The sequence below is a fragment of the Streptomonospora litoralis genome (genome assembly GCF_004323735.1).
Lineage (GTDB): Bacteria > Actinomycetota > Actinomycetes > Streptosporangiales > Streptosporangiaceae > Streptomonospora > Streptomonospora litoralis.
Genome location: NZ_CP036455.1, coordinates 438,287 through 458,872 on the forward strand (window position 1 = coordinate 438,287; position 20,586 = coordinate 458,872).

At 69.7% G+C, this 20,586-nt stretch carries 20 protein-coding genes and 1 pseudogene; 16 read left to right on the top strand and 5 right to left on the bottom strand.

Annotated elements, in window-relative coordinates; all coding sequences use genetic code 11:
• Window position 1: 1 nt before the first annotated feature.
• Window positions 2–4,009 carry a type VII secretion protein EccCa gene (gene eccCa, locus EKD16_RS02010; protein WP_131096814.1) on the bottom strand — a complete coding sequence of 1,336 codons (4,008 nt, stop codon included), beginning with the start codon at window positions 4,007–4,009 and terminating at the stop codon, window positions 2–4.
• A gap of 165 nt (window positions 4,010–4,174) precedes the next feature.
• Here eccCa and EKD16_RS02015 point away from each other — a divergent pair, with 165 nt between their 5' ends.
• The 9 genes from EKD16_RS02015 to EKD16_RS02050 all read left to right on the top strand — a co-directional run bounded on the left by EKD16_RS02015 (window position 4,175) and on the right by EKD16_RS02050 (window position 13,261).
• Window positions 4,175–5,044, top strand: a complete 870-nt coding sequence (locus tag EKD16_RS02015) for a hypothetical protein (protein WP_207391410.1) — start codon at window positions 4,175–4,177, stop codon at window positions 5,042–5,044.
• Window positions 5,045–5,487: 443 nt separating this feature from the next.
• Complete coding sequence (locus EKD16_RS02020) at window positions 5,488–6,513, top strand: serine hydrolase domain-containing protein (protein ID WP_131096815.1); 1,026 nt, start codon at window positions 5,488–5,490, stop codon at window positions 6,511–6,513.
• A 74-nt stretch (window positions 6,514–6,587) separates the two neighbouring features.
• Window positions 6,588–7,427, top strand: a complete 840-nt coding sequence (locus EKD16_RS02025) for an aldo/keto reductase (RefSeq protein ID WP_131096816.1) — start codon at window positions 6,588–6,590, stop codon at window positions 7,425–7,427.
• 371 nt (window positions 7,428–7,798) lie between these two features.
• A complete protein-coding gene (locus EKD16_RS02030) occupies window positions 7,799–8,134 on the top strand; it encodes a DUF6507 family protein (RefSeq protein WP_131096817.1) in 336 nt (111 codons plus the stop codon).
• 74 nt (window positions 8,135–8,208) lie between these two features.
• A complete protein-coding gene (locus EKD16_RS02035; RefSeq protein ID WP_131096818.1) occupies window positions 8,209–10,803 on the top strand; it encodes a hypothetical protein in 2,595 nt (864 codons plus the stop codon).
• Complete coding sequence (locus EKD16_RS02040; protein WP_131096819.1) at window positions 10,796–11,305, top strand: hypothetical protein; 510 nt, start codon at window positions 10,796–10,798, stop codon at window positions 11,303–11,305. The genes EKD16_RS02035 and EKD16_RS02040 overlap by 8 nt, the downstream gene beginning before the upstream one ends.
• A gap of 120 nt (window positions 11,306–11,425) precedes the next feature.
• The gene (locus EKD16_RS25945; protein WP_242677194.1) at window positions 11,426–11,710 is read left to right on the top strand and encodes a hypothetical protein; all 285 of its coding nucleotides are present in this window, start codon (window positions 11,426–11,428) and stop codon (window positions 11,708–11,710) included.
• A 45-nt stretch (window positions 11,711–11,755) separates the two neighbouring features.
• The gene (locus EKD16_RS02045) at window positions 11,756–12,868 is read left to right on the top strand and encodes a DUF6177 family protein (RefSeq protein WP_242677195.1); all 1,113 of its coding nucleotides are present in this window, start codon (window positions 11,756–11,758) and stop codon (window positions 12,866–12,868) included.
• Between the two features lie 33 nt (window positions 12,869–12,901).
• Window positions 12,902–13,261: a hypothetical protein gene (locus EKD16_RS02050; RefSeq protein ID WP_131096820.1), complete on the top strand. Its 360-nt coding sequence runs from the start codon at window positions 12,902–12,904 to the stop codon at window positions 13,259–13,261.
• A gap of 166 nt (window positions 13,262–13,427) precedes the next feature.
• Here the strand turns inward: EKD16_RS02050 and EKD16_RS02055 are convergent, their stop codons facing one another.
• Complete coding sequence (locus tag EKD16_RS02055) at window positions 13,428–14,333, bottom strand: SDR family NAD(P)-dependent oxidoreductase (protein WP_131096821.1); 906 nt, start codon at window positions 14,331–14,333, stop codon at window positions 13,428–13,430.
• A 91-nt stretch (window positions 14,334–14,424) separates the two neighbouring features.
• Between EKD16_RS02055 and EKD16_RS02060 the strand changes: the two genes are divergently transcribed.
• Window positions 14,425–14,853 (top strand): winged helix-turn-helix transcriptional regulator, encoded by a 429-nt coding sequence (locus EKD16_RS02060; RefSeq protein WP_131096822.1) that lies wholly within the window; start codon window positions 14,425–14,427, stop codon window positions 14,851–14,853.
• On the opposite strand, the gene EKD16_RS02065 is transcribed toward EKD16_RS02060, so the two are convergent.
• A complete protein-coding gene (locus EKD16_RS02065) occupies window positions 14,850–15,035 on the bottom strand; it encodes a DUF397 domain-containing protein (protein WP_131096823.1) in 186 nt (61 codons plus the stop codon). The genes EKD16_RS02060 and EKD16_RS02065 overlap by 4 nt on opposite strands.
• Window positions 15,032–15,870, bottom strand: a pseudogene (locus EKD16_RS02075) (helix-turn-helix domain-containing protein). Before EKD16_RS02075 ends, EKD16_RS02065 begins: the two are co-directional and overlap by 4 nt.
• 240 nt (window positions 15,871–16,110) lie before the next feature.
• On the opposite strand from EKD16_RS02075, the gene EKD16_RS02080 reads away from it, so the two are divergent.
• The 5 genes from EKD16_RS02080 (at window position 16,111) to EKD16_RS02100 (ending at window position 18,846) form a co-directional block, all read left to right on the top strand.
• Window positions 16,111–16,332 (top strand): hypothetical protein, encoded by a 222-nt coding sequence (locus EKD16_RS02080; protein WP_131096826.1) that lies wholly within the window; start codon window positions 16,111–16,113, stop codon window positions 16,330–16,332.
• Between the two features lie 31 nt (window positions 16,333–16,363).
• A complete protein-coding gene (locus EKD16_RS02085) occupies window positions 16,364–16,579 on the top strand; it encodes a hypothetical protein (RefSeq protein ID WP_131096827.1) in 216 nt (71 codons plus the stop codon).
• Window positions 16,580–16,785: 206 nt separating this feature from the next.
• Entirely contained in the window at window positions 16,786–17,169 is a 384-nt protein-coding gene (locus EKD16_RS02090; RefSeq protein WP_131096828.1) for a nuclear transport factor 2 family protein, read from the top strand.
• 126 nt (window positions 17,170–17,295) lie between these two features.
• Window positions 17,296–17,805: a TspO/MBR family protein gene (locus EKD16_RS02095; protein WP_242677196.1), complete on the top strand. Its 510-nt coding sequence runs from the start codon at window positions 17,296–17,298 to the stop codon at window positions 17,803–17,805.
• A 171-nt stretch (window positions 17,806–17,976) separates the two neighbouring features.
• Window positions 17,977–18,846: a CPBP family intramembrane glutamic endopeptidase gene (locus EKD16_RS02100; RefSeq protein WP_131096829.1), complete on the top strand. Its 870-nt coding sequence runs from the start codon at window positions 17,977–17,979 to the stop codon at window positions 18,844–18,846.
• A 99-nt stretch (window positions 18,847–18,945) separates the two neighbouring features.
• Here EKD16_RS02100 and EKD16_RS02105 read toward each other — a convergent pair whose 3' ends face one another.
• A complete protein-coding gene (locus EKD16_RS02105; protein WP_207391411.1) occupies window positions 18,946–19,533 on the bottom strand; it encodes a TetR/AcrR family transcriptional regulator in 588 nt (195 codons plus the stop codon).
• Between the two features lie 89 nt (window positions 19,534–19,622).
• Here EKD16_RS02105 and EKD16_RS02110 point away from each other — a divergent pair, with 89 nt between their 5' ends.
• Window positions 19,623–20,564: an aldo/keto reductase gene (locus EKD16_RS02110; protein ID WP_242677197.1), complete on the top strand. Its 942-nt coding sequence runs from the start codon at window positions 19,623–19,625 to the stop codon at window positions 20,562–20,564.
• Window positions 20,565–20,586: the final 22 nt, after the last annotated feature.

Below are 20,586 nucleotides of genomic sequence, written 5' to 3' on the forward strand. Positions count from 1 at the left end.
CTCAACTCCCGTCTTGCGCATCGGCGTCCAGGATCGCCGTCTGCATCAGACGCGGGGAGCGGCCCCTGCGGATCCATCGGCCGCGCCCCGGCGGCTGGGCGTCGGCGTAGACCTTCGGGAAGAGCTGGCCTTCGCTGCGCTCGCCCGACATCAGCAGCGCGCTGGTGCCGATCTCCCGCATCGCCTGCACCAGCGGGTCGAACAGGCCGCGGCCCGCACCGGCGACGCGGCGGCTGACGACGAAGTGCAGCCCGATGTCGCGCCCGTTGGACACGAACGGCACGAACGGGGCCAGCGGTTTCTGCCCGGCGGTGGTGAGCACGTCGTAGTCGTCGACCAGGACGACGATGCGCGGCCCGGTCACCGAGCCGCCCTCGGCGCCGGCGTCGGCGTCGTCGGGCATCCGCTCCTCCAGCTCCTTGGACACGCCTCCGGCCAGCCCCTGGCACACCCGCGCGTTGCTGGCGTAGCCGCCCAGGTACTCCTCGGGGATGACGTTGCGCAGGGTGCGGCGCGGGTCCATGACCGCGAAGACGACCTGTTCGGAGGTGTAGCGCGCGATCAGCCCCTCGGCGACCAGCCGCAGCAGGTTGGTCTTGCCGCACTCGCCGTCGCCCAGCACCAGCAGATTCTGGTCGCGTTCGAACAGGTCCAGCAGGACGGGTTCCATCCCCTGCTCGTCCACCCCGATCGGCACCTGCGTCCGCTCGGTGCCGGGCCCGGGCAGGGTGGCCGAGGCGAGCCGGTGCGGCAGCACCCGCACCGGCGGCGCGGTCGGCCCCTTCCACGCGGAGCCGATGGCGCGGCAGGTCTTCTCCACCACCTCGCCGAGGTCCTCGTCCTCGGTCCGGGAGTCCACGCGCGGCAGCGCCACCTGCGCGAACAGCTTCTGGTCGGTGAGCACGCGACCGGTGGCCCCGGCCCCGATGGTCTCGGCGAGCTTGCGGTCGACCGCGGAGTCGGAGGGGTCGTTCAACCGCAGCTCCACCTTCTGCCCGAAGTTGGACTGCATGGCGATGCGTACGTCGTTCCACCGCAGCATCGCCGCGACGATGTGGATCCCGTACCCGCCGCCGCGCTGCAGCAGATCGCTGACGGTGTCGTTGATCTCCTCGAAGTCGTTGCGGATCGCGCCGAAGCCGTCGACGCACAGCACGACGTCGGCACTGGCGAGCTCGGGCACCTCCCCGCGGGCGTGCATCCGGCGCAGCTGCTGCACGGAGTCGATGCCGCGGTCGCGGAAGACCTGCTGGCGCAGCTCCAGCATGCCGCGCACCTCCTCGACGGTGCGGCGCACCCGCTCGGCGTCGGTGCGCGCGGCCACCCCGCCCACATGCGGGAGGTCGGACACCGCCTGCAGCCCGCCGCCGACGAGGTCCAGCGCGTAGCAGGCGACCTGATCGGGCGTGTGTGTCAGGGAAAGGGAGAGCAGCAGGGTGCGCAGCAGGGTGGTCTTGCCGGTCTGCGGGCCGCCGATGACGGCAACGTGCCCGCCCGCGGCCGACAGGTCGATGCTCCACATGCCCTGCCACTGGCGGGCGGCGTCGTCGAGCAGCCCGATCGGCACCTGGAGCCGCCCCGGCGGCTCGGGCAGCCGCATGCCGTCGTCGCCGATGCGCACCGGCCCGGTCACCCGGTCCAGCGTCGTCGCCGCGGGCAGCGGCGGCAGCCACACGCTGCGGGTCGGCTCGCCGGCGCGCGTCAGCTGGTCGACCATCACGTCCAGCAGGGTGGGACCGACGGTGCGGTCGGGCAGGCTCGGTCCCTCCTCCTCGACCGGGGGCGCGGCACTCTGCGGAGCGCCGCCGGAGCCGTTGAACGCCGGGTAGGCGTAGACCGGGGGCGGCCCCTCGTGCTCCTCCTCCTCGGCGGCCACCTGGCCGCGGTAGGCGCCGGAGACGTAGCCCGCCTTGAACCGCTGATAGACGCTGGTGTCGACCTTCAGATAGCCGAAACCGGGCAGCGCCGGCAGGTGGAACGCGTCGGGCGTGTCCAGCACCGTGCGGCTCTCCTCCTCGGAGAACGTGCGCAGGCCCAGCCGATAGGACAGGTAGGTCTCCAGGCCGCGCAGCTTGCCGCTCTCGATGCGCTGGCTGGAGAGCAGCAGGTGCACGCCGATGCTGCGGCCGATCCGCCCGATCGACAGGAACAGCTGGATGAAGTCGGGGCGGGCGGTCAGCAGCTCGCCGAACTCGTCGATGATCACCAGCAGGTGCGGCAGCGGCGGCAGGCTGGGGTCGTGCGAGCGCTTGTAGTGGTAGTCACCGATGTTGGCGACGTTGCCGGCGTCGCGCAGCACCTGCTGGCGGCGCTGCACCTCGCCGGAGAGGCTGGAGTAGGCCCGCTCGATCAGCGCGGCGTCGTCCTCCAGGTTGGTGATGACGCCCGCGACGTGCGGCATCTCCTCGAAGGGGGCGAAGGTGGCGCCGCCCTTGTAGTCGACCAGCACCATGCTGACCCGCTCGGGCGGGTGGGCGGCGGCCAGCGCGATGACCAGCGTCCGCAGCATCTCGCTCTTGCCGGAGCCGGTGGCGCCCACGCACAGCCCGTGCGGCCCCATGCCCAGCTGCGCCGACTCCTTGAGGTCGAGGATGACGGGCTGGCCCAGGTCGTCGGCGCCGATGGGCACCCGCAGGAACGCGCGTTCGCTGCGCGGCGCCCACAGCCGGTCCACGTCCATGTCCCCGGGATCGTTCACGCCGAGCATGGTGGTGAAGTCGGAGCTGCCGCCCTCGGCGGCGGTCTCGTCGGCGGACTCGCGCGACAGCCGCAGCGGCGCCAGCATCCGCGCCAGGCCGGAGACGGCGCCCGCGCCCACCTCGTCGACGGTTCCGGAGGCGGCGGCGCCCACGGGGTCCTGGATGCGCAGGTCCTCCACCCGCACCTCGTCGCCCTTCACCGTGATGCGCACGCTGACGTCGCCGGGCTCGTCGACCTGGGCCGCTACCAGGTGGAGGACGGTCGCGCCCAGCGCCGCGGGGGCGACGGCCTCGTCGGGACGCACCAGCTCCTCGGCGACCGAGCCGTGGGTGTCGTGCACGACGACCAGGCGGCGCATCATCCGGTACGCCTCGCGCTTGCCCATGCCGCGCCGCACCTCTGCGGCGAAGTCGGTGCGGCTGCGCAGGTCGTCGGAGAGCAGCGCGCCGAGCTTGGCGGGAGTCGGCGCGATCAGCCGCGCATAGGCGCCCTGCTCCTTGCGCTCCTGGTCCAGCGCCTGGGGCAGCCACTTCACCCACTCCCAGTCGGCGGAGGCCGCGGTCGGATGGGCCAGGGCGAGCGCGGCGTCCTCGGGCGCGTGGAAAACCGCGAACTGGGCCAGCAGCGAGCGCATCACCCGCAGCACGTCGCCGCGCTCGCCGATGACGCTGATGTTGCCGGTCATGTCCAGCGGGACGGTCAGCGGCATCTCCGGCACGTACTCGAAGCGCCGGATCGCCCCCTGGGCCTCGGAGAGCATGAAGGGGTCGGTCGGCATCAGCGCGGATCCGCGCTCGGCCAGCCGCAGCGCCTGACCCGGCATCGCGCCCGTGCCCAGCCGCACCCGCAGGAAGTCGCGGTCCTTGCGGCGGCGCTCCCACAGCCGGGTGGGGTCGCGCACGACGTCGTACAGCGCCCCCGGTGGCGGGTCGAGCTGCTGGGCGTACTCGCGGACCTCGCGCTCGCGCCCACTCAGATCCTCCCGCAGCTCCTCCAGGTACTCCAAGTACAGCTCACGCTGGTTGCGGCGCTGGCGCGCGGCCTGGCCCCGGCGCGACAGGAGCATGCCCAGCGCGGCGCACAGCGCGACCACCAGCACGAGTGCGCCCAGCGCCATGAACGCCGGGTTGCGCAGCACCATCATGACGGTCAGCGAGCCCATCATGGCGATCATCGGCAGAATGGACATGAGCTGGTTGCCCTGCGCGTTGCCGTCGGGCATCGTCGGCGGCGCCTCGACTTCGTACGGCTCCCGCTCGGGCGGCGGGTGGACGGTGCGGGCCGGCCGATGCACTACGCGGGTGGTCACCAGCTCTCCTTTCCCCGTTGGCGGGGACGATCCTAGTGGGGCGGGGACGAGTCCTCCCATACGGTAATCGGGTGCTCGCTTGACGACGGCGCCGCCGGGCACCGGGGATCGCTCCGAGAAGGCCGCGCGGCGCCGCGCGCCGGTAGTCGCAAGGGAGGGCCGGTCGTGCACGAGCTGGAGATCGCCGGGGACGTCCATGCGCTGCTGGAGGGCCTGCTGCCGGTCTCGCTGCCCGACGCCGCCTTCGACCGCGCCACGTCCACGGTGGTGTTCGGGTTCGGCTGGACCGAGCTGAGCGCCTCGACCTGGGGACTGCTGGAGCGGTGCGCCGCTGTGGAGCAGGCGGAGTGGCCGGGTGTGGTCGACGCCTGGCTGCGCGAGACCGCGGACCGGGCCGCCATGGCCATCGCCGAGATCGAGCTGCTGGGCGACGTGCGCGAGCTGCTGCGGATCCGGCTCGTGCCGGCGATGTCCGACGAGCGCCGCCGCGGACTGGTGTGGACACCGGCCGGCGAGCACTTCGACGCGCTGGTGGTGGTGGAGCACCCCGAGTACGGGGCGCCGCTGACGCGGCACCGGGCGGGCCTGCTGCAGCTGCGGCGGCTGGGGTACGCGCTGAGTCAGACCCGCGAGCGGGAGCTGGCCGACGTCGTCGACTACACGCGGCCGCTGGCGGCGGCCGGCGAGGTGCGCGTGCTCACCAAGCCGGGCAGCGTCTATGTCACGGTGCTGCTGAGCGAGCTGGATGAGCTGCTGGGCGCCGCCGGGCCCCAGGGGGCGCTGGTGGGGGCGCCGCGCTACGACACGCTGCTGCTGTACCCGCTGGCCTCGCGCGCGGCGCTGAAGGCCGTGCCCGCGTTCGCGGCCGAGGTCGCGGCACTGCACGGTGCGGCCGAGGATCCCTGCTCCGAGCGGATCTACCTGTGGCGCGACGGCGAGCTGGCGCCGGTGGACACCACCCGGCCGCGGCGCGCCCGCAGGCAGGTCAAGGCGGTGCTGCGCCAGGACGGGCGGCTGCGCCGGCGGCGGAGGTGAGGCGCGCAGGCGGGCGCGGGGGCCGGGCTCGCGCGGGCCGCCGCGGTCGCGGGTCCGGTCGAAAGGTGCGGGGCCGACGGCCCGGCCGGGGCGGAGCGGTGCGGCAGCGCCGACCGATCAGGATGGCCGCATCCGGCCGCGGGGGAGAGGTGTAATTGCCGGGCGGTTCCGTTCTCCGTCGCCCTGCGTCACCAGGGCGGAATCGGTCCGCGTTCCGCCGCCGGATCCCGGCCCCGCAACCGGCGCCCCACCAGCACCGGCGAGCAAGCGGATCGGACGCCGTCCCCGAGGCCGCCCTCCGGTCGGTGTCCGCCCCGGTCATCGGGCACCGATTTCGGTCAGTGCCGGCCACGCCATTCGGCTCGGGGCACTGGACCTGCGGCATGGCGATCCGATCTCCTTGGGGTATCCGCCGAGTGAGAATGGGCTCCAGGGGAGGGCGCGTGCTGGACGGAGACTGGCTCGCCGAGACCGGGACCGAGATCCGCAGCGTCCTGAAGGTCATGGTCGACGCCGGATGGCTCCCGGGGGGAACCGCCGTGGTCGGCACCGACAGCATGTGGGAGTTCGTCGCCGTCGGCGGCATCGGCGAGGCGCACGGCCACCACCTCGCCGCGCCCGACGTCCGCTACGACGCCGCGAGCCTGACCAAGGTGATGGCCACGTGGCCGCTGGTCGGCAGGGCGGTCGCCGAGGGGCTGATCGGGCTCGACGCCCCGCTGGGCGCCTACTTCTCCGGGGGCCCCTACCCGGGCGGCCGGGTCACGGTGCGCCAGATCCTCACGCACACGTCGCGGCTGAACCCGGTCGCCTGGCTGGAGCGCTACGTCGGCACGGAGCAGGACCTGGCCGAGGCCATCCTCTCCGAACCGCTGGACGAGGAGGGCTACCGCTATATCGACCGCGGGTTCATCCTGCTGGGGCTGCTGCTGGAGCGGCTGCTGGGTGCTCCGCTGGACCGGCTGGCGGGCGAGCTGTGGTCGGTGGCGGGCATGGCCTCGACCGGCTACGGTCCGCTGCCGCGCTCGTCGTCGGTGGCGCCCACCGAGCGGCGCATCCCCGGAACGGCCCCTGTCTGGGGGGTGGTCCACGACGAGGCCGCGGCCCTGATGGGCGGGGTGTCCGGGCACGCCGGGGCGTTCACCACCGCCATCGACCTCGGCGTCTTCGCCCGCGACCTGCTCCGGGTGCACGCCGAATCCCACCGCCGCCGAGACCCGTTCTCCCACTACGTCCAGCAGAGCTGGCGTCCCCAGGTCCCGGTCGACGAGCACTTCTCCCGCGGCCTGGCCTGGCTGGTCACCGACGAGGGACTCGTCTACCACCACGGCTACACCGGCGTCAGCCTCTTCCTCCACCCCGCCACGGGCCGCTACGTCGGCCTGCTCACCAACGCCGTCCACCACGGCCGCCGCCGCACGGGCCTCTGCGACCTGCGGGCGGCGGTCCGGGCGTCGTTCACGGATTGAGACCGGGGCCGGGAGGCCCGTCCCCGCCCGCGCCGCTCCGGTTGCGTCGGTGCGGGCGAGGTTAGGGTGGAAGCATGATCGGGGTCGACTCTTACGAGCTGAACGACGGCGTATCCCTGCCGTCGGTGGGTTTCGGTACGTTCTCGCTGCGTGGCGACGACGGCGTGGCGGTGATGCGCAGCGCCCTGGAGGCCGGGTACCGGCTCCTCGACAGCGCCGTGAACTACGGCAACGAGGAGGAGGTCGGTCAGGCCGTGCGCGCATCCGGCCTGGCGCGGGAGGACGTGCTTGTCGCGACGAAGATCCCGGGGCGGCACCACGAGTACGCCCAGGCCGTGGAATCGGTGGAGGGGTCCCTGCGCAGGATCGGCTCCGAGTACCTCGACCTGTGCCTGATCCACTGGCCCAATCCGAGTGTCGGCAAGTACGTCGAGGCGTGGCGCGCCCTGGTCGACCTGCGCGAGCGGGGCCTGGTGCGGTCCATCGGCGTCAGCAACTTCACCGAACGGCACCTGCGCACCGTCATCGACGACAGCGGCGTCACGCCCGCGGTCAATCAGATCGAGCTGCACCCGTACTTCCCGCAGGCCGCGATGCGCGAGGTCAACGCGGGACTCGGTATCCAGACGCAGTCGTGGAGCCCGCTGGGCAAGCGCAGCGCTCCGTTCGCCGAGCCGCCGGTGGCCGACGCCGCCGCTGCGCACGGCGTCACGCCGGCGCAGGCGGTCCTGCGGTGGCAGTTGCAGCTCGGCGCGCTGCCCATTCCCAAGTCGGCGGACGCCCAGCGGCAGCGGGAGAACCTCGACCTCTTCGGCTTCGAACTCTCCGATGCCGAAGTCACCGCGATCAGTGGGCTGGCCACCGACGACGGGCGCCTGTTCGGCGGGGACCCGGACTTCCACGAGGAGATGTAGCCGCCGCGCGGCGGATGCGGTCTTCGGTGATCACCGAGGAGTCGTGGCCGGTAGCGGACAGTCAGGCTCGTCACTTGACATGCGCGCCGACGGGGCCGCGCGATGGGCCGGAGCTGCGGGAACATCGATCACTCCAACCTCTCGCATCTCGGAAACGGGTTCGCTCGCGGCGCTGACGTTGCGGCATGATTCCGTTACGGAGAAAGGTCGCGAATCCCGGCAACCCGGACATGTGGGCCGGCCCTGCCCGCACCGCCCGGGTGCGGTCGCGGTCGCCTTGCGGTGACCAGCGGCGCCGACCCGGCCCCGCGGTGCCCCCCTGCGGTGGCCGGGCCGGCTGCGCGAGCGCCGGTGCGAAGGGAGTGGCAGCTGTGTCGAGATGGGATCTGAAGCCCGACGAGGTCTACGGCGTGTTGAACACCGTCGCCGGCCACATCGGCGACGAGGAGGGCACCGAAGGGCTGACCAAGCACTCGACATCGCTGGAAGGCGCACTCCAAGACGCCAACGCGGCGGCGAGCAGCGCGCCGATCGGGATGGCGCTGCAGGAGTTCTCCACGCATTGCTCCGGCCTGATCGGCGACATGATCGGTCTCGGCTCCAGCGCGGTGAAGGGCGCCGGCGACGCGACGAGGCACTACGCCAACGGCAACCTGGAGATGGCCCTTGAGGCCCAGGCCAACTCCGGTGTGGTCGAGGAGAACTAGGCGAACCGCCTCCGGAAACCGGCGGCGCCACCGCCGGCGATCCCCCAGCCCCCACCCCCGCCGAGGACAGTTCCGTGAGCGATGGCCTGATCGATCCGTCCAAGATTTTCGTTCCCAAGGTGGAAGCCGCCGACCTGGAGGCGGCCGCCGCCGACATTCGCAAGCAGGGCGGCAACATCGCCCAGAACGGCCAGGACATCAAGAGTTCGTGGGCCGGGCTGGCGTCCTGCTACACCGCTCCCGAGGACGAAGTTCTGCTGGCGGTCGTCGACCCGGTCGCCGAGAAGGGCGACGAGGTCGACGGCGATCTGGGAGAGGTCGCCTCTGCCCTGGAGACGTTCGCCGAGACCGCTCGCGATCTGCAGGCGAAGCTCGACATCGCGAAGCAGGACGCGCAGAGCTTCGTCGACTCCGTGGAGGGCGACGACTCCTGGAAGTTGGCCGACTTCTTGGGATACCCGACCGAGAAGATGCAGGAGCACAACGCCCTCCTGGACCGGGTCGCCACGTTGACGCACCGGTACCAGGAGGCCGAGCGGGAGTGCGCCAACAGGATCACCGCGCTGTTCAAGGGCGGGACCACCTTCATCGGCGGTGACCCGCAGGGCGGTACCGACCCCGGCAACCACGAGAAGATCTACGGAACGGAGCAGCCGCTCACGGGCCAGCCGGCCCCGTGGGGAGAACCGCAGGGGTCTGCGCACCCCTTCCTTGACTTGGCGCACGGGCAGAAGTCGACCGAATTCGGCGACACGCTGGGCATCGGCCAGATGATCGGGGTGTTGGGCGCGGGCGGTCTCGTCGGTTCGAAATCGGAATGGAAGGAGAACCTCCAAACCTACTGGGGCGACACCCTGGCCCAGACGGCCTCGATGGTGGGGCAGTGGAACCCCGAGACCGGGGCGCGTCCGGACAGCCTGTCGGAAAGTATCGATGTGGGGCTGACCGCCTGGGGAAACGCTGCACACGGGCTCGTTCCCTGGACGGAGTGGGAGCAGCGGCCGGGCTATGTCCTCGGTGTCGGCTACGAGAACCTCAAGACCGTCGGGACGTCCGTCGCCTCGGGCGTCGCGCTTACCTTCGTTCCGGGGGGTGTGTTTGTCGGACCTATGGTGACCGGGGGGCGTGTCCTACGCACGCTCGGCAAGCTGGGCCAGCAGGGAAACGGGCCGTTCACCCTTGACGGGGGTTCCGTCGAATACGACCCCGGAGGCCGCGACGGAAGCGGCACTGGAAACCGCCTCCCGGACGGTTCACCCGGCGGAGGCTCCACCTCCAGGCCGCTGACGGAGCCGCCGTCGGACATCGATCCGGACGCCGGTTTCGACCTCTCCGATATCGGCGACATGAACGAGTCGCTGGACGAGTTGAACGACGCCCGCAGCACCCCGCCGCGGTGGCAGCCGGACCCGGCACCGGCGCCGGACCCCGACTACACGCCGGACCAGGACGGAGACGCGAACGCGCCACCCCGCCCGTCGCCGGAGGCCGAGCGCCCCGCCGAAACCGACGCCGACCAGCAGGCGGAGCAGGACCCGTCGGGCCCGGACCTCACGGCGGAGGAAGTGGACGATTCCTTCGCCGAGATCGCCCGCCGCAACGAGGATGTGGGCGATTCCATGGACACCGCCGACGAGGGCCGCATGGCCGAGCTGGACGGCGAGGACCCGTGGAGCATCGAGGCGCTGGAGGACCCGCGGGGCGACGTGGGGGGCGGTAGCGACCCGGACGAGGGCACGCGGGTGCCGGTGACCCCGGACGGCATGGAGATGAGCCATTATGAGTCGGGGGATGGGAATGAGGGCTCAGACGGCTCCGAATATGGGGACGCCTCGGATGGCGATGGACGGGCCGTCCCTCAGCCAGATCACAAGCCGCGCCTTGGCGGCAGCGAAGGATCCTTCGGCCGTGACGACACGGACGGACACACTCGGGACATCGAACCTCCCTCTGGAGAGGATCGTCCACGCCCTGACCCGGCGGAGGAGCCGCCGCTCGAGGAGACATATCTGGTTCGCGGAGAGGACCGGTTTCGCGGGTTCGTCGGAGGGCACACGGGGAAAATTCATCGTGTCGGATGGATGGATGAGAACGGCTATTATTACGACGATCGCGGAAACGTCTACGTGGAAGAACCGGACTCTCTTGATGCACTGAAAAAATATCAGGAAATTCGGCGCTTGGAAGGCGATACAACAACGATATCCGAAAATACCGGGATCGATAAGACGGTGCTCGATAGGGTCAAGCAACACCTATTCTTTCGCGAGCATGCCGTCGCCACCGATCCCGGAAAGCATCGTGTCGGATTGTTCAGCCCGACCGACGACATCGCGTCCAAGTGGATGTCGGCTACTGAAAATCCTCTTAGTGGACGTGCACTCCATCAGTTTCGCAGGTTAATGATCCATGAGGGTGTGGAAAGTGCGCTGATGGAACATGGAATCACCTATCGATCGACCCATCCTGACTATTATGATAGCCGTAGTTATCCCTACGCTGGCCCGCGGAATTTCGGCGCCCACGATTTGGCGCCGGGCGAGTACGGAAATATGTGGGCGGTGACGGATCGAATCGGGATTCGGCGCCCGGATTTCGAAATTAATCAGGACCTGTCAAATCTCGACCGGCTCATCGACCACGTGCTTAGAGAGATTGATGATGAATAATTCCGTAACTGAACTTGCTGACCGAATCTCATCGTTTACTTTCACCGAGAATCCGGACAGGCAGTGGTCGCAGATCGCTCTCTTCGAGGAGTACCTGCGTCGCGCGGCACTGTGGTTAGGTGTCGAGTCCGATGTGAGATGGCCGTTCGGAGACTTCGCTGCGGCTGTCGATTCTTCAGTGCGTGCCGACGATCGACTGGTGCGCCAGGTAGATGAGTCGATCCCTTTAGACCAATCGCAGGATGTTGTCGATACCTGCCTGAATGCCCTCCATTTCCAAGCGTTGCGGGAGTCCGGAACGCCTCTTCCGAGGCTTCCTGATCCTTTCGAGCCACTGCTACTGATGTACGAGCGTGGGAACGGCGTTTATAGTACGCAGATTTACTTCCAGATCGGTGCGTCAGGAGTAAAGAAGCGGTCACCGGAGTACTTCGCGTCGGCTGACCCCGTGACCGTGCTCGATCCAGAGGCCCTGGATGCAATCGATAGCAGATCAAGCTGATACTTGATCGAAGGTCGAAGGGTGCGTGTCCACAAGGCTGCGGACGGTTCGGGGATCGACGTCAGCGATCACCTGTAGCGCCGCCGAGTAACCCTGTCTGCCGACGAAAGCGGAACTCCCATGACCCACGACGTCGTCGCCCTGCTGGATCGGCGCCCCACCATGCGCGGGATGACGCGCGCCCTTGTCCAGGCCGGGCCGAAGCTGCGCGTCCGTACGGTCGCCGACGGGGCCGCGGTGGAACTACGCGACGACTCTGGGCGGCTCGTCGCGGCGGCGCAGGCTGCGCAGCGGGTGCGGGTGGCCGATGAGGTGTACCGGCTGCTCGGTGCGGACGAGGTCGGCGAGCGTCTCCCCGCCCAGCCCTGGTGGGTCGAGGCGCGCGGTACCGAGACCGGACCATAAGGGCCCGACACCGCCGGGATGGTGCGGCGGTTCGCGGATTCGCTCGTGTCTGAGTTCGGCGGCTGCGTGTGGGCTCCCGAGCCCGAGCTGCAGCGCGACGATCCGCGCATGGTCGGCTCCACCGAGCACCCCGCGGTCACGCTGGCCACCGATCACGTGGCCGTTGCTGTGCAGGACCGCCCCGTCGTCCCCTTCTCCCCGTGGCTCGCCGACGCCGTCGCCACCCACGGACGTGCGGGCCGCGGCTTTCAGCTGGTCACGCCCGCGGCGTCACGCCTCACCCATGAGGTGTCGGCGCTCCTGGAGAACCCCATGGCCCGCTGGGTGGTGCGCGCCCCCGACGGCGGTTACTACGACGGGCACGTCGGCCTGCCGGTGACCTGGCACGAGCAGGTCGGCTTCGTGCGCGACGCCGCCGGCTCCGCTCCCGGCTCCGAGTCCGCCGAACCGGCCCTCCACCCGCACTTCCTCCACCCGGACCCCCAGGATGGCGCGGACGCCATGGTCGACCATCTGCTCGTCGACCTCCACTTGTTGCACGCCCCTGACGAACACCTCCGCCTCGGCGCGGAGACCGAACTCCTCACACGGGCGGTCGCCGGAGCCGCCCCCGTACTGTGGGGCACCGCCGAGCCCGTTCCCATGCTGTGGAACCGCGACGATGTCACCGCCCTGGCCCGCCGGCGCGCGCCGAACAACTCGCGGTTCCTGTTTCGCGGCCCGCCCGGCGCCGCGCGTCCGCTCTCCGGCACGCTGAGCGTCAGCCGTGTCGAAGAGGGCGTGAAGGAGTCGGTCGCCCTGGCCGTCGCGCATCCGCCCGGCGCCTTGCCCGACCTCGACGCGGTGACCGGCCTGGTCGAGGAGTTGGCCGCAGGCGGCGCCCTGCACTCCGTGGAGGTGAACCGCCGCCGCGGCCGAGCCGACCTCACCCGCGCTCCCCACCCCACCGGACCGGTGATCCCCGTCGGATTCGGCGTCGGTACCGATGCAGTGCAGACGATCGGCCTGCAGCACGCCCGCTCGGCCCCCGTCGAGCCCGTCCGCTTCGGCCCGCGCCTGACGCCTTCGCTGTGGTACCGCCTCGGCGACGGCACGGACCCGGAGGACCGGCAACGGGCACGCGACCTGCTGTCCCATCTCCGTCCCGAGGGTTCTTGAAAGTCAAAATCGACCACCGAGCTCGCGCTGGAAATGACTGAAAAAGATTGCGATTACTGCAAGATTTTTGTGACAGGTATATCGCATGATGAGTTGCAGGCCCTGGTGGCAAACGAATTCGATATTGCGTTCGAGTTGCGGACTCTGCAATTTGAGGGGTATTCAGTCGACATCGAGAAGAATGTCACTGTCACCATTGGAGGAATTGATAATTTTCTTCAATGGCCAGTTTTTCTTGAATTCTTTGGCGAAGGGGGCGCCTCGGAGGGCGTCGCGGTGGAGGTTGTGGCGCGGATTCTGAATTCTCTTTGGGCGAGTAACGTGGAGGCGGTCGCCTCCTGTGACTTCGAAGACGAACTCCCCTGCAACGGTGGATTCTCTCGTCCTAGTTGACATAGCCCGAATAGCTCTTTACATCCCGCCCACCCGACGAAGGTCGCCGCCTACGGCCCGACAGGGGCTGACCGCACCTCTTCGGCCAAGCCGCTGGAAGTCGGTGCCCCTTCGGAGCCGAGGCGCCCGCCACCGAGGTGGGTGGTGTCGGCCCAGGCCCCTCTGTTCACTCTCGGCCGACGTCGTCTGCCGACTGTGCTTCGCGGACTTCGAGTAGCCGGTCGGTGATCTGCTCTAGGCGTCGAGCCGCAGATGCGTCCAGCGTCTTCAGGCCGAGTGGCACCGGGCGACCGCGGTCTATCGCCGTGAGGGGCGCGGAAGGGGGTGAGTCGATGAAAGCGTGGATCGGTTCGATCGATTCCGCCACGGGGCGGGCGGCGACGGCGGCCAGGGCCTTGATCGCCGCGCGCATCAGCGGGCCGGTGCGCTCCATTGCGGAATCGCCGCTTCGCGTGAACCCGGGGTGGTACAGAACGTACGGCACCGTGCCCTGATGCCGATCGGCGAAGGCGACTCCGAGCAGGTCGTTCGCCCGTCCGGCCTGGAGTTGCGCGGCAACGGTCCGGTAGCGGCGGCGCAACTGGAGATCCTCCCAATGGATCTTCCCGGCGGTGAGCCCCACCGCTGCGACGTTGACGACCACCGGCGCGGCACTGCGCGACAGCGCGGGCACCAACCCGTGGCTGAGCATGTGTCGGCTCAGGTAGTACAGCGCGAACGTCGACTCGAAGCCGTCGATCGTCTCGATCCGCTTCGGTGACTGGCGGTTCGCGGCCAGCACCAGGGCATCGATCGCGTTGTACCGGGCGGCGACGTGGTCGATCACCGCGCTGTTGCCGGCGACGGTACTGAGATCGGCGCGCACGAACTCGACACGGTCCTGGAGGTTCAACGCGGCGGCGTCCCCGAGCAGGCGATCCCCTTTTGCGTGGTTGCTGCCGACGGCGACCGCGCGGTCGCCTCGGGCCGCCCTTTCGAGTGCGAGGGCGCGTCCCATCCCGTCGGTCCCGCCGGTGATCACGACTGTCCGCTCCGCCCCGTCGGCGTCTTCAGCGGTGCGCTCATCGGCCATCGAAACCCCCGGTTCTTCCGGTTCCCCGGTTACTGTTGGTTAGTGCCACCATCATGAGTAACCTGCCGGAGTTCCGAAAGAAGGCAGTTCGATGTCAGCAACGAACACCGGTGTTCCCTCGCCGCTGGATACCGCACTACCGACCCCGGTGCCGAGCGGCGAGCACGAGCAATGCCCGGTGACCGACGTACTGCGGCGCATCGGCGACAAGTGGACGGTGCTGGTGGTCGTGCTGCTCGGGCAGCGGCCGTATCGGTTCAACGAACTGCACCGAGGCATCGAAGGAATCAGTCAGCGGATGCTGACGCGCACGCTGCGCGGGCTCGAAGCGGACGGACTGGTCCGTCGGGAGGTGTTCGCGACGGTGCCGCCGAGTGTGGAGTACAGCCTCACGCCGATGGGCGCCACGCTCTTGGAGCCGCTGTCGGCACTCGCCGACTGGGCCATCGAGAACCAGCCGGCGATCGCCGCGAGCAGGCGCGCCACCAGCGCCCGGACGAACAACCTCTCTGCGGGTTAGATCTCGCCGTTCTTCACGGCGGTGATGAAGTCGTCCCAGGTCTCGGCGGGGAAGGTGAGGGTGGTGAGGTTGCGGTGCTGCGTGTCGCGGACGAAGGTTCGGGGACCTTCGTCTACCTCGACGCAGGCATTGGTGTTACCGCCGCTGTAGCTGCTCTTGTGCCACTTCGGCTCGCGGGTCATGCCAGTTCCTTTCCTATCTCCCGGATCGCGGCGACCGACGCGGATTGAGACAGCGCCTCCGACTGCAGGGCTCCAAAGAGAGTCATGCACTGCCGCACCGGATCGGGATTGTGTACGGCGACTTCGCCCATCAGATGCTCCAGGAACGCGATGGGCTGACGGTCTTGGAAGGACATCACCCTCATTGCACCTGACATGCCCGGATGTTGGGGGCATGCTGAGGGATGACTTGGATGCGGACTTTCCCGTCTTCGAGCAGGTTGATCAGCCTGGCGAGTTGGCACCTCATCACCTCGCGGTCGCCCACCAGTCGCCGTATGGCGCACTCGTCCACTACGAACCACAACAGGGGGTTGGTTCCAAGCTTCGCCAACCTCGCCATGCGTGAGTCCACAAGTCGATCGATGGCCTCGGCGTCGTCCCACGGACGCCCGTGGCGCATCATGCTTCGAGCGTACTCGGGGGTTTGGAGCAGGCCGGGGACCAGGGTCATCTGATACTCGCGGATCTCCACGGCTTCCCGCTCCAGGTGAAGCGCATCGATGAACCACTCGGGGACGTCTTGCTGTGCTGCAAGGTCTATCCACAGGCGAGTGAAAGTGCCACCTGTAGAGAAAGCGGTGTCCAACGATTCCGCTATTTCCCTTTTGGGGGCTCGGGTTCCTCGCTCAACGGCGCTGATCATCGCTGTGCTGGTGTTGACCTTTTTGCCTAGTTTGCCCTGCGAGATTCCGGCGAGAGTGCGTCGATTCCGGAGCTCGGAACCGAACCTGCGCCAGGTGGGGTAAGACCTCTCCGCCATGGCGACATGATTACACCAGGCTTCTACCATCATCTACCGCTTCGACAATAGAAGTACAAAAGAGTAGCGCCTATGGCAGGTCGGCGTCCGTAGCGGGACAGTGGAAATGCAAGACCCCGGCGGGTGGACCAACACCCCCGGGGCACGGTCCCCAGCTACAAGGGAGCTGACGACATTGGCGATCGTATCCGCCCCACTCAGCCTGTTCCTACGGCTCGTGCGCCCCTCCCGCGGGTTGCACGCCGCTCCTCCGCGGTTCGCGAGGTTCGAGGGATGAGCGCCGCGCCCCTCACGCCGCGCACGCCGCACGACGTCCCGCCGAGCGGCACCGTCCACTCGGCCGACGGGAGGCTCCACTTCTCCTGGCAGGTCGACGGTGACCGGCTGGCTTGGAAGATCCTGTGGGACCACGGCCGCATCGGCGACTTCGGGACATGGAATCTCCGGGACTACCAGCTCGAAGTCTTCTGGCACATCAAGAACTACCCCCGGTGATCCTCCCCTTGGAATGGGAGTAGGTGGTCCTGTGAGCCGCAACGACACCGAGCCCCCCGAGTGGGACTGCCGGCTGTGCACCCGCCCCGACAACACCGAGGAGGTCTGCGGGTACTGCGGGAACCCGAAGGAGGCCAACGCGTCCTTCCCCCGCTCCCGCCGAAAAGACGTGCCCGCCGCGTCACCTTGCGCGTGCGCCCCTACGTGCGTGGAGGACTCGTCTCCCGGCAGCAGTCCCCGTAGCTGAATCCGCCCGCTGACCGGCCGCCGCCGGGCCCCGTTCGGCCACTGCGCCGACCCGGCGGCGGCCCCCGCGTCGAGACGGAATAGCCGGACAAGCATAGGTCGCGGCTCTGATCCCCGTCCGGGGTCGGCGTCCCATCGCACATCGCTAGCGCTGTTGCGGGGCACACAGCACAACGGAAGGCACACAAGCGGCACTCGGAGGGACAAGTGGCGGCCACGACACTCGACGAACTGCTGGAACTCGAACACCAAGGGTGGCGTTCGCTGTGCGACGGCACCGGATCGGACTTCTACGGGTCGATCATGACCGAGGACGGCGTGATGGTGCTCGCCCACGGCCAGGTCTTCGACCGGCCCACCGTCATCGCCTCGCTGCAGGACGCGCCGCCGTGGAGCGGCTACGAGATCAGCGGCGAGCGCGTCGTCGGTCTCGGCGAGGACTCCGCCGCCCTCGTCTACCGGGCGCGCGCCGACCGCGGCGGCCCCGGCACGGAGTTCACCGCGCTCATGTCCAGCGCCTACGTCCGTCGGGGCGGCGCCTGGCGGCTGGCCGTCTATCAGCAGACGCCGGTGCCGACTCCCGGAGCGTGACGGTAGGCCCGTGACCCGGCTGTACCAGTCCGCCCCGCCGTCGATGCGGTGCCGCACCCGCGGTTTCCCGGTCGTCGGCCGGGTAGCGGGGCGCCAGATCCACGGTGCTTCGATGAGGAGGTTTGTGTGGCCGACACCGCCATCCGCCGCCCTCCGCCGGTCGGGCGCTCCCTCCTCGGGCTCGCCCTGTTCGCCGCGGCGGCGGCAGCAGCCGCGCTCATCGGCGTTTTCGCGGCCACGGGGACCGCCGCGGAGTACGCGCAACTGCGCCAACCCGCGTGGGCGCCGCCCTCGTGGGTGTTCGGGCCGGTGTGGACGGTGCTGTACGTGCTGATCGCCCTGGCGGGGTGGCAGGTGTGGCGGCGCCGCGGCTGGAGCGGCGCCCGAGCCGCGCTGGCGCTGTACGGAGTCCAATTGGTGCTCAACGCCGCGTGGACGCCGCTGTTCTTCGCGGCCGACCTGCGCGCTCTCGCCTTCGTCGACATCGTGGCGCTGGTGGTGGTGCTCACCGCCACGATCGCCGCCTTCCGGCGCGCGTCCGGCGTCGCCGCCGTGCTGCTGGTGCCCTACTGGGCGTGGACGGTGTTCGCCGCCGCGCTGAACCTCGCGGTCTGGCAGTTGAACACCGGCGCGTGAGGCGTCCGGCGGCTCCGGGGGTGCCGCTTTCGGGGACGGCCGGGCAAGCTCGCGGTGGAGACGTCGTCCTCCCACCGGGCGTGCCTGTCCGGGCGTGTCCGACAAAGGACGTACACGATCTCGCTCCCATGCAGGAGGTGCACGGCGGCGCGCCCCTCTACGGTGCCTGGCATGACACAGTCGCACAGTCGTCCAGTGCTCCGGCGCGCCATCACGGTGGTGGGGCTCGCGGTCTACGCGGCGGCGTTCGGCGGGCTGCTGCTCAGCGGCACGACAGCCGTCTCGCCTTCCGCCGACCCCGGCGCCGCGCGGATCACGCTGTGGGCGGCAGCGGTGCCGGCACTGGCCGCGGTCGCCCTCGCCCGCCTCGTCCCGCCGCGGACGCCGGTTCCCGACCCCGTGGCCGACATGCCCGAACGGCGGCTCACCCTGGAGACGTGGGTGCTCGTCGCCGCGGCCGTCGTGTTCCCCGTAGCGGTCGCCGGAGCCGGCGACACCCTGTGGTACCCGCTGGCGAAGGTCCTGCTGTTCCTCGTCGTCCCGCTGGTCGCCTTCCGGCTGCTACGCGGAGGCGGCCCCCGAGTGCGGGCCATACCCGCGCCGACGGTGTGGCTCGCGCCGCTGCCCGCCGCTGCGGCGTGGCTGCTGCTCTCCCAAGTCGTCTTCGCGCGGCCGATCACCCAAGACCTGCCCGACCCGGTCACCCTCGCCGTCGGCTCACTCATCACCCTGCTGACCGCCGGGGTGTTGGAGGAGGTGTTCTACCGCGGGTGGCTGCAGACCCGGCTGGAGGCCCTCCTCGGCCGTTGGCCGGCGATCCTGGCCGGCTCACTGCTGTTCACCCTGATGCACGCGGGCAGCCACCTGAACGAGGACGCCCTCGGCGTCGGCGTCGCCTCGCTCGTCGCCTACCAGGGAGTGTTCGGCCTGATGCAGGGCTATTTGTGGGCGCGCTACCGCAACATCTGGGTGCTGATCGCCGTCCACGCCGTAGTCAACCTCGTCTACGTCGATTTCCTCGTCCAGGCGGTCGTTTCGTGACGCGAGTCGGATGGCGCCGACGGCCCCGCTCAGCGGGTCTGCCGGTTCCCGACGCCGTCGAGGACGTTGTGCATGTGTTCGGCGGCCCCTCGTAGCCGCTCAGTCCGCGGGGGACGCGCGCAGGCCGTCCAGCAGCAGGTCCAGCAGGCGGTCCACCTGATCGCGAGGGTGCTCGCCCGCCGCCGACAGGAGTGCGCCGGACATCGCCGCGACGATGTCGTCGGCCGAGACGTCCGTCCGCAGCAGTCCCGCTTCGCGGCCCGCGTCGAGCAGCCTCCCCACGGCATCGGTGAGTCGTCCGCGGGTGTCGATCGAGCTGACGGCGTCGGAGGTGATGAGCCCGTGCAGCGCCGTGCCCATGCCGCGCTTCGTGGCGACGAAGTCGGCGTAGTTGCCCATCCAGGTCCGCAGCGCCCGCTCCGGCGGCAGTTCGGCGAGCAGGTCCGGGGCCGAGGCGCACAGGCGTTCGAGCTCCTGGTCGTACAGGGTTACGATCAGGGCCTCCCACGTGGGGAAGTGCCGATACAGCGTCCCGGGGCCGACTCCGGCGCGCCTCGCCACCGCGTCCAGCGACAGCTGCTTCTCCGGGGGGCGTTCGGTCAGCTCCGCCATCGCGGCCTGCAGGATCCGCTCGCGGTTGCGGCGCGCGTCCGCGCGCAGCGGTCGCCCTTTCGGTTCGCCAGACAAAGCGGAGAGTTCTCCGTTTCTGCTAGTGTCGGATCGTTGCCGGAGAGGTCTCCGGTTCTATGCTAGTGCCACACGAACAGGGGTAGCTCGTGACGGACACGAACAACAGTTACCAGCAGGTCCCCGGAGGCACCGGAACCCTGGGCGAGCGCCGCGTCGGACGCATCGGCTACGGGGCGATGCAGCTCTGGGAGCGCGACCGGGACGCCGCGGGTCGGGTGCTCAGCCGCGCCGTCGAACTCGGCGTCGACCACATCGACACCGCCTCCTTCTACGGCGACTCCGCCGCCGTTAACCGGGCGATCCACGCGGCGCTGGCGCCGTACCCGGACGATCTCGCGCTGGTCAGCAAGGTCGGTGCCCGGCACGAGGCGGGCAAGGAGATCCCGCTGGCCCCGGCGCAGCACCCGGACCAGCTGCGGGCCCAGGTGGAACTGGACCTCCGCAGCCTGGGCACCGACCACCTCACCGCCGTGAACCTGCGGCGCATGGACATCGGCCCCGGGATCGTCGCCGAGGGCGACGACGCCGCGCCCCTCGACGACCAGCTGGCCGAGCTGATCGCCCTGCGCGACGAAGGCAAGATCGGCGCCATCGGCCTGAGCAACATCGGCGCGGACCAGCTGCAGGCCGCGCTGCCCGCCGGGATCGTGTGCGTGCAGAACGCCTACAGCCTGCTGGACCGCACGGACGAGGCGCTGCTGGAGACCTGCCGGGAGCACGGCATCGCGTGGGTACCGTACTTCCCGCTCGGGTCGGCCTTCGAAAGCATCCCCTCGGTGACCGATCACTTTGCGGTCCGGGAGGTAGCGGAGCAGGCCGGTGCCACACCCGCGCAGGTCGGTCTGGCGTGGCTGTTGGCACACGCGGACAACACGCTGCTCATCCCGGGCACCGGGAGCGTCGGGCACCTGGAGGAGAACGTGGCGGCAGGGGAAGTCCGACTCTCCGCCGAGGCGATGGCGGCGCTGGACGCCGCTGCCGACACCGCAGCCGCGGCAGCGGGCCGAGCGGGGATGACGGAGGGCTGAGCCGACCGGTCGACCGCCGGTC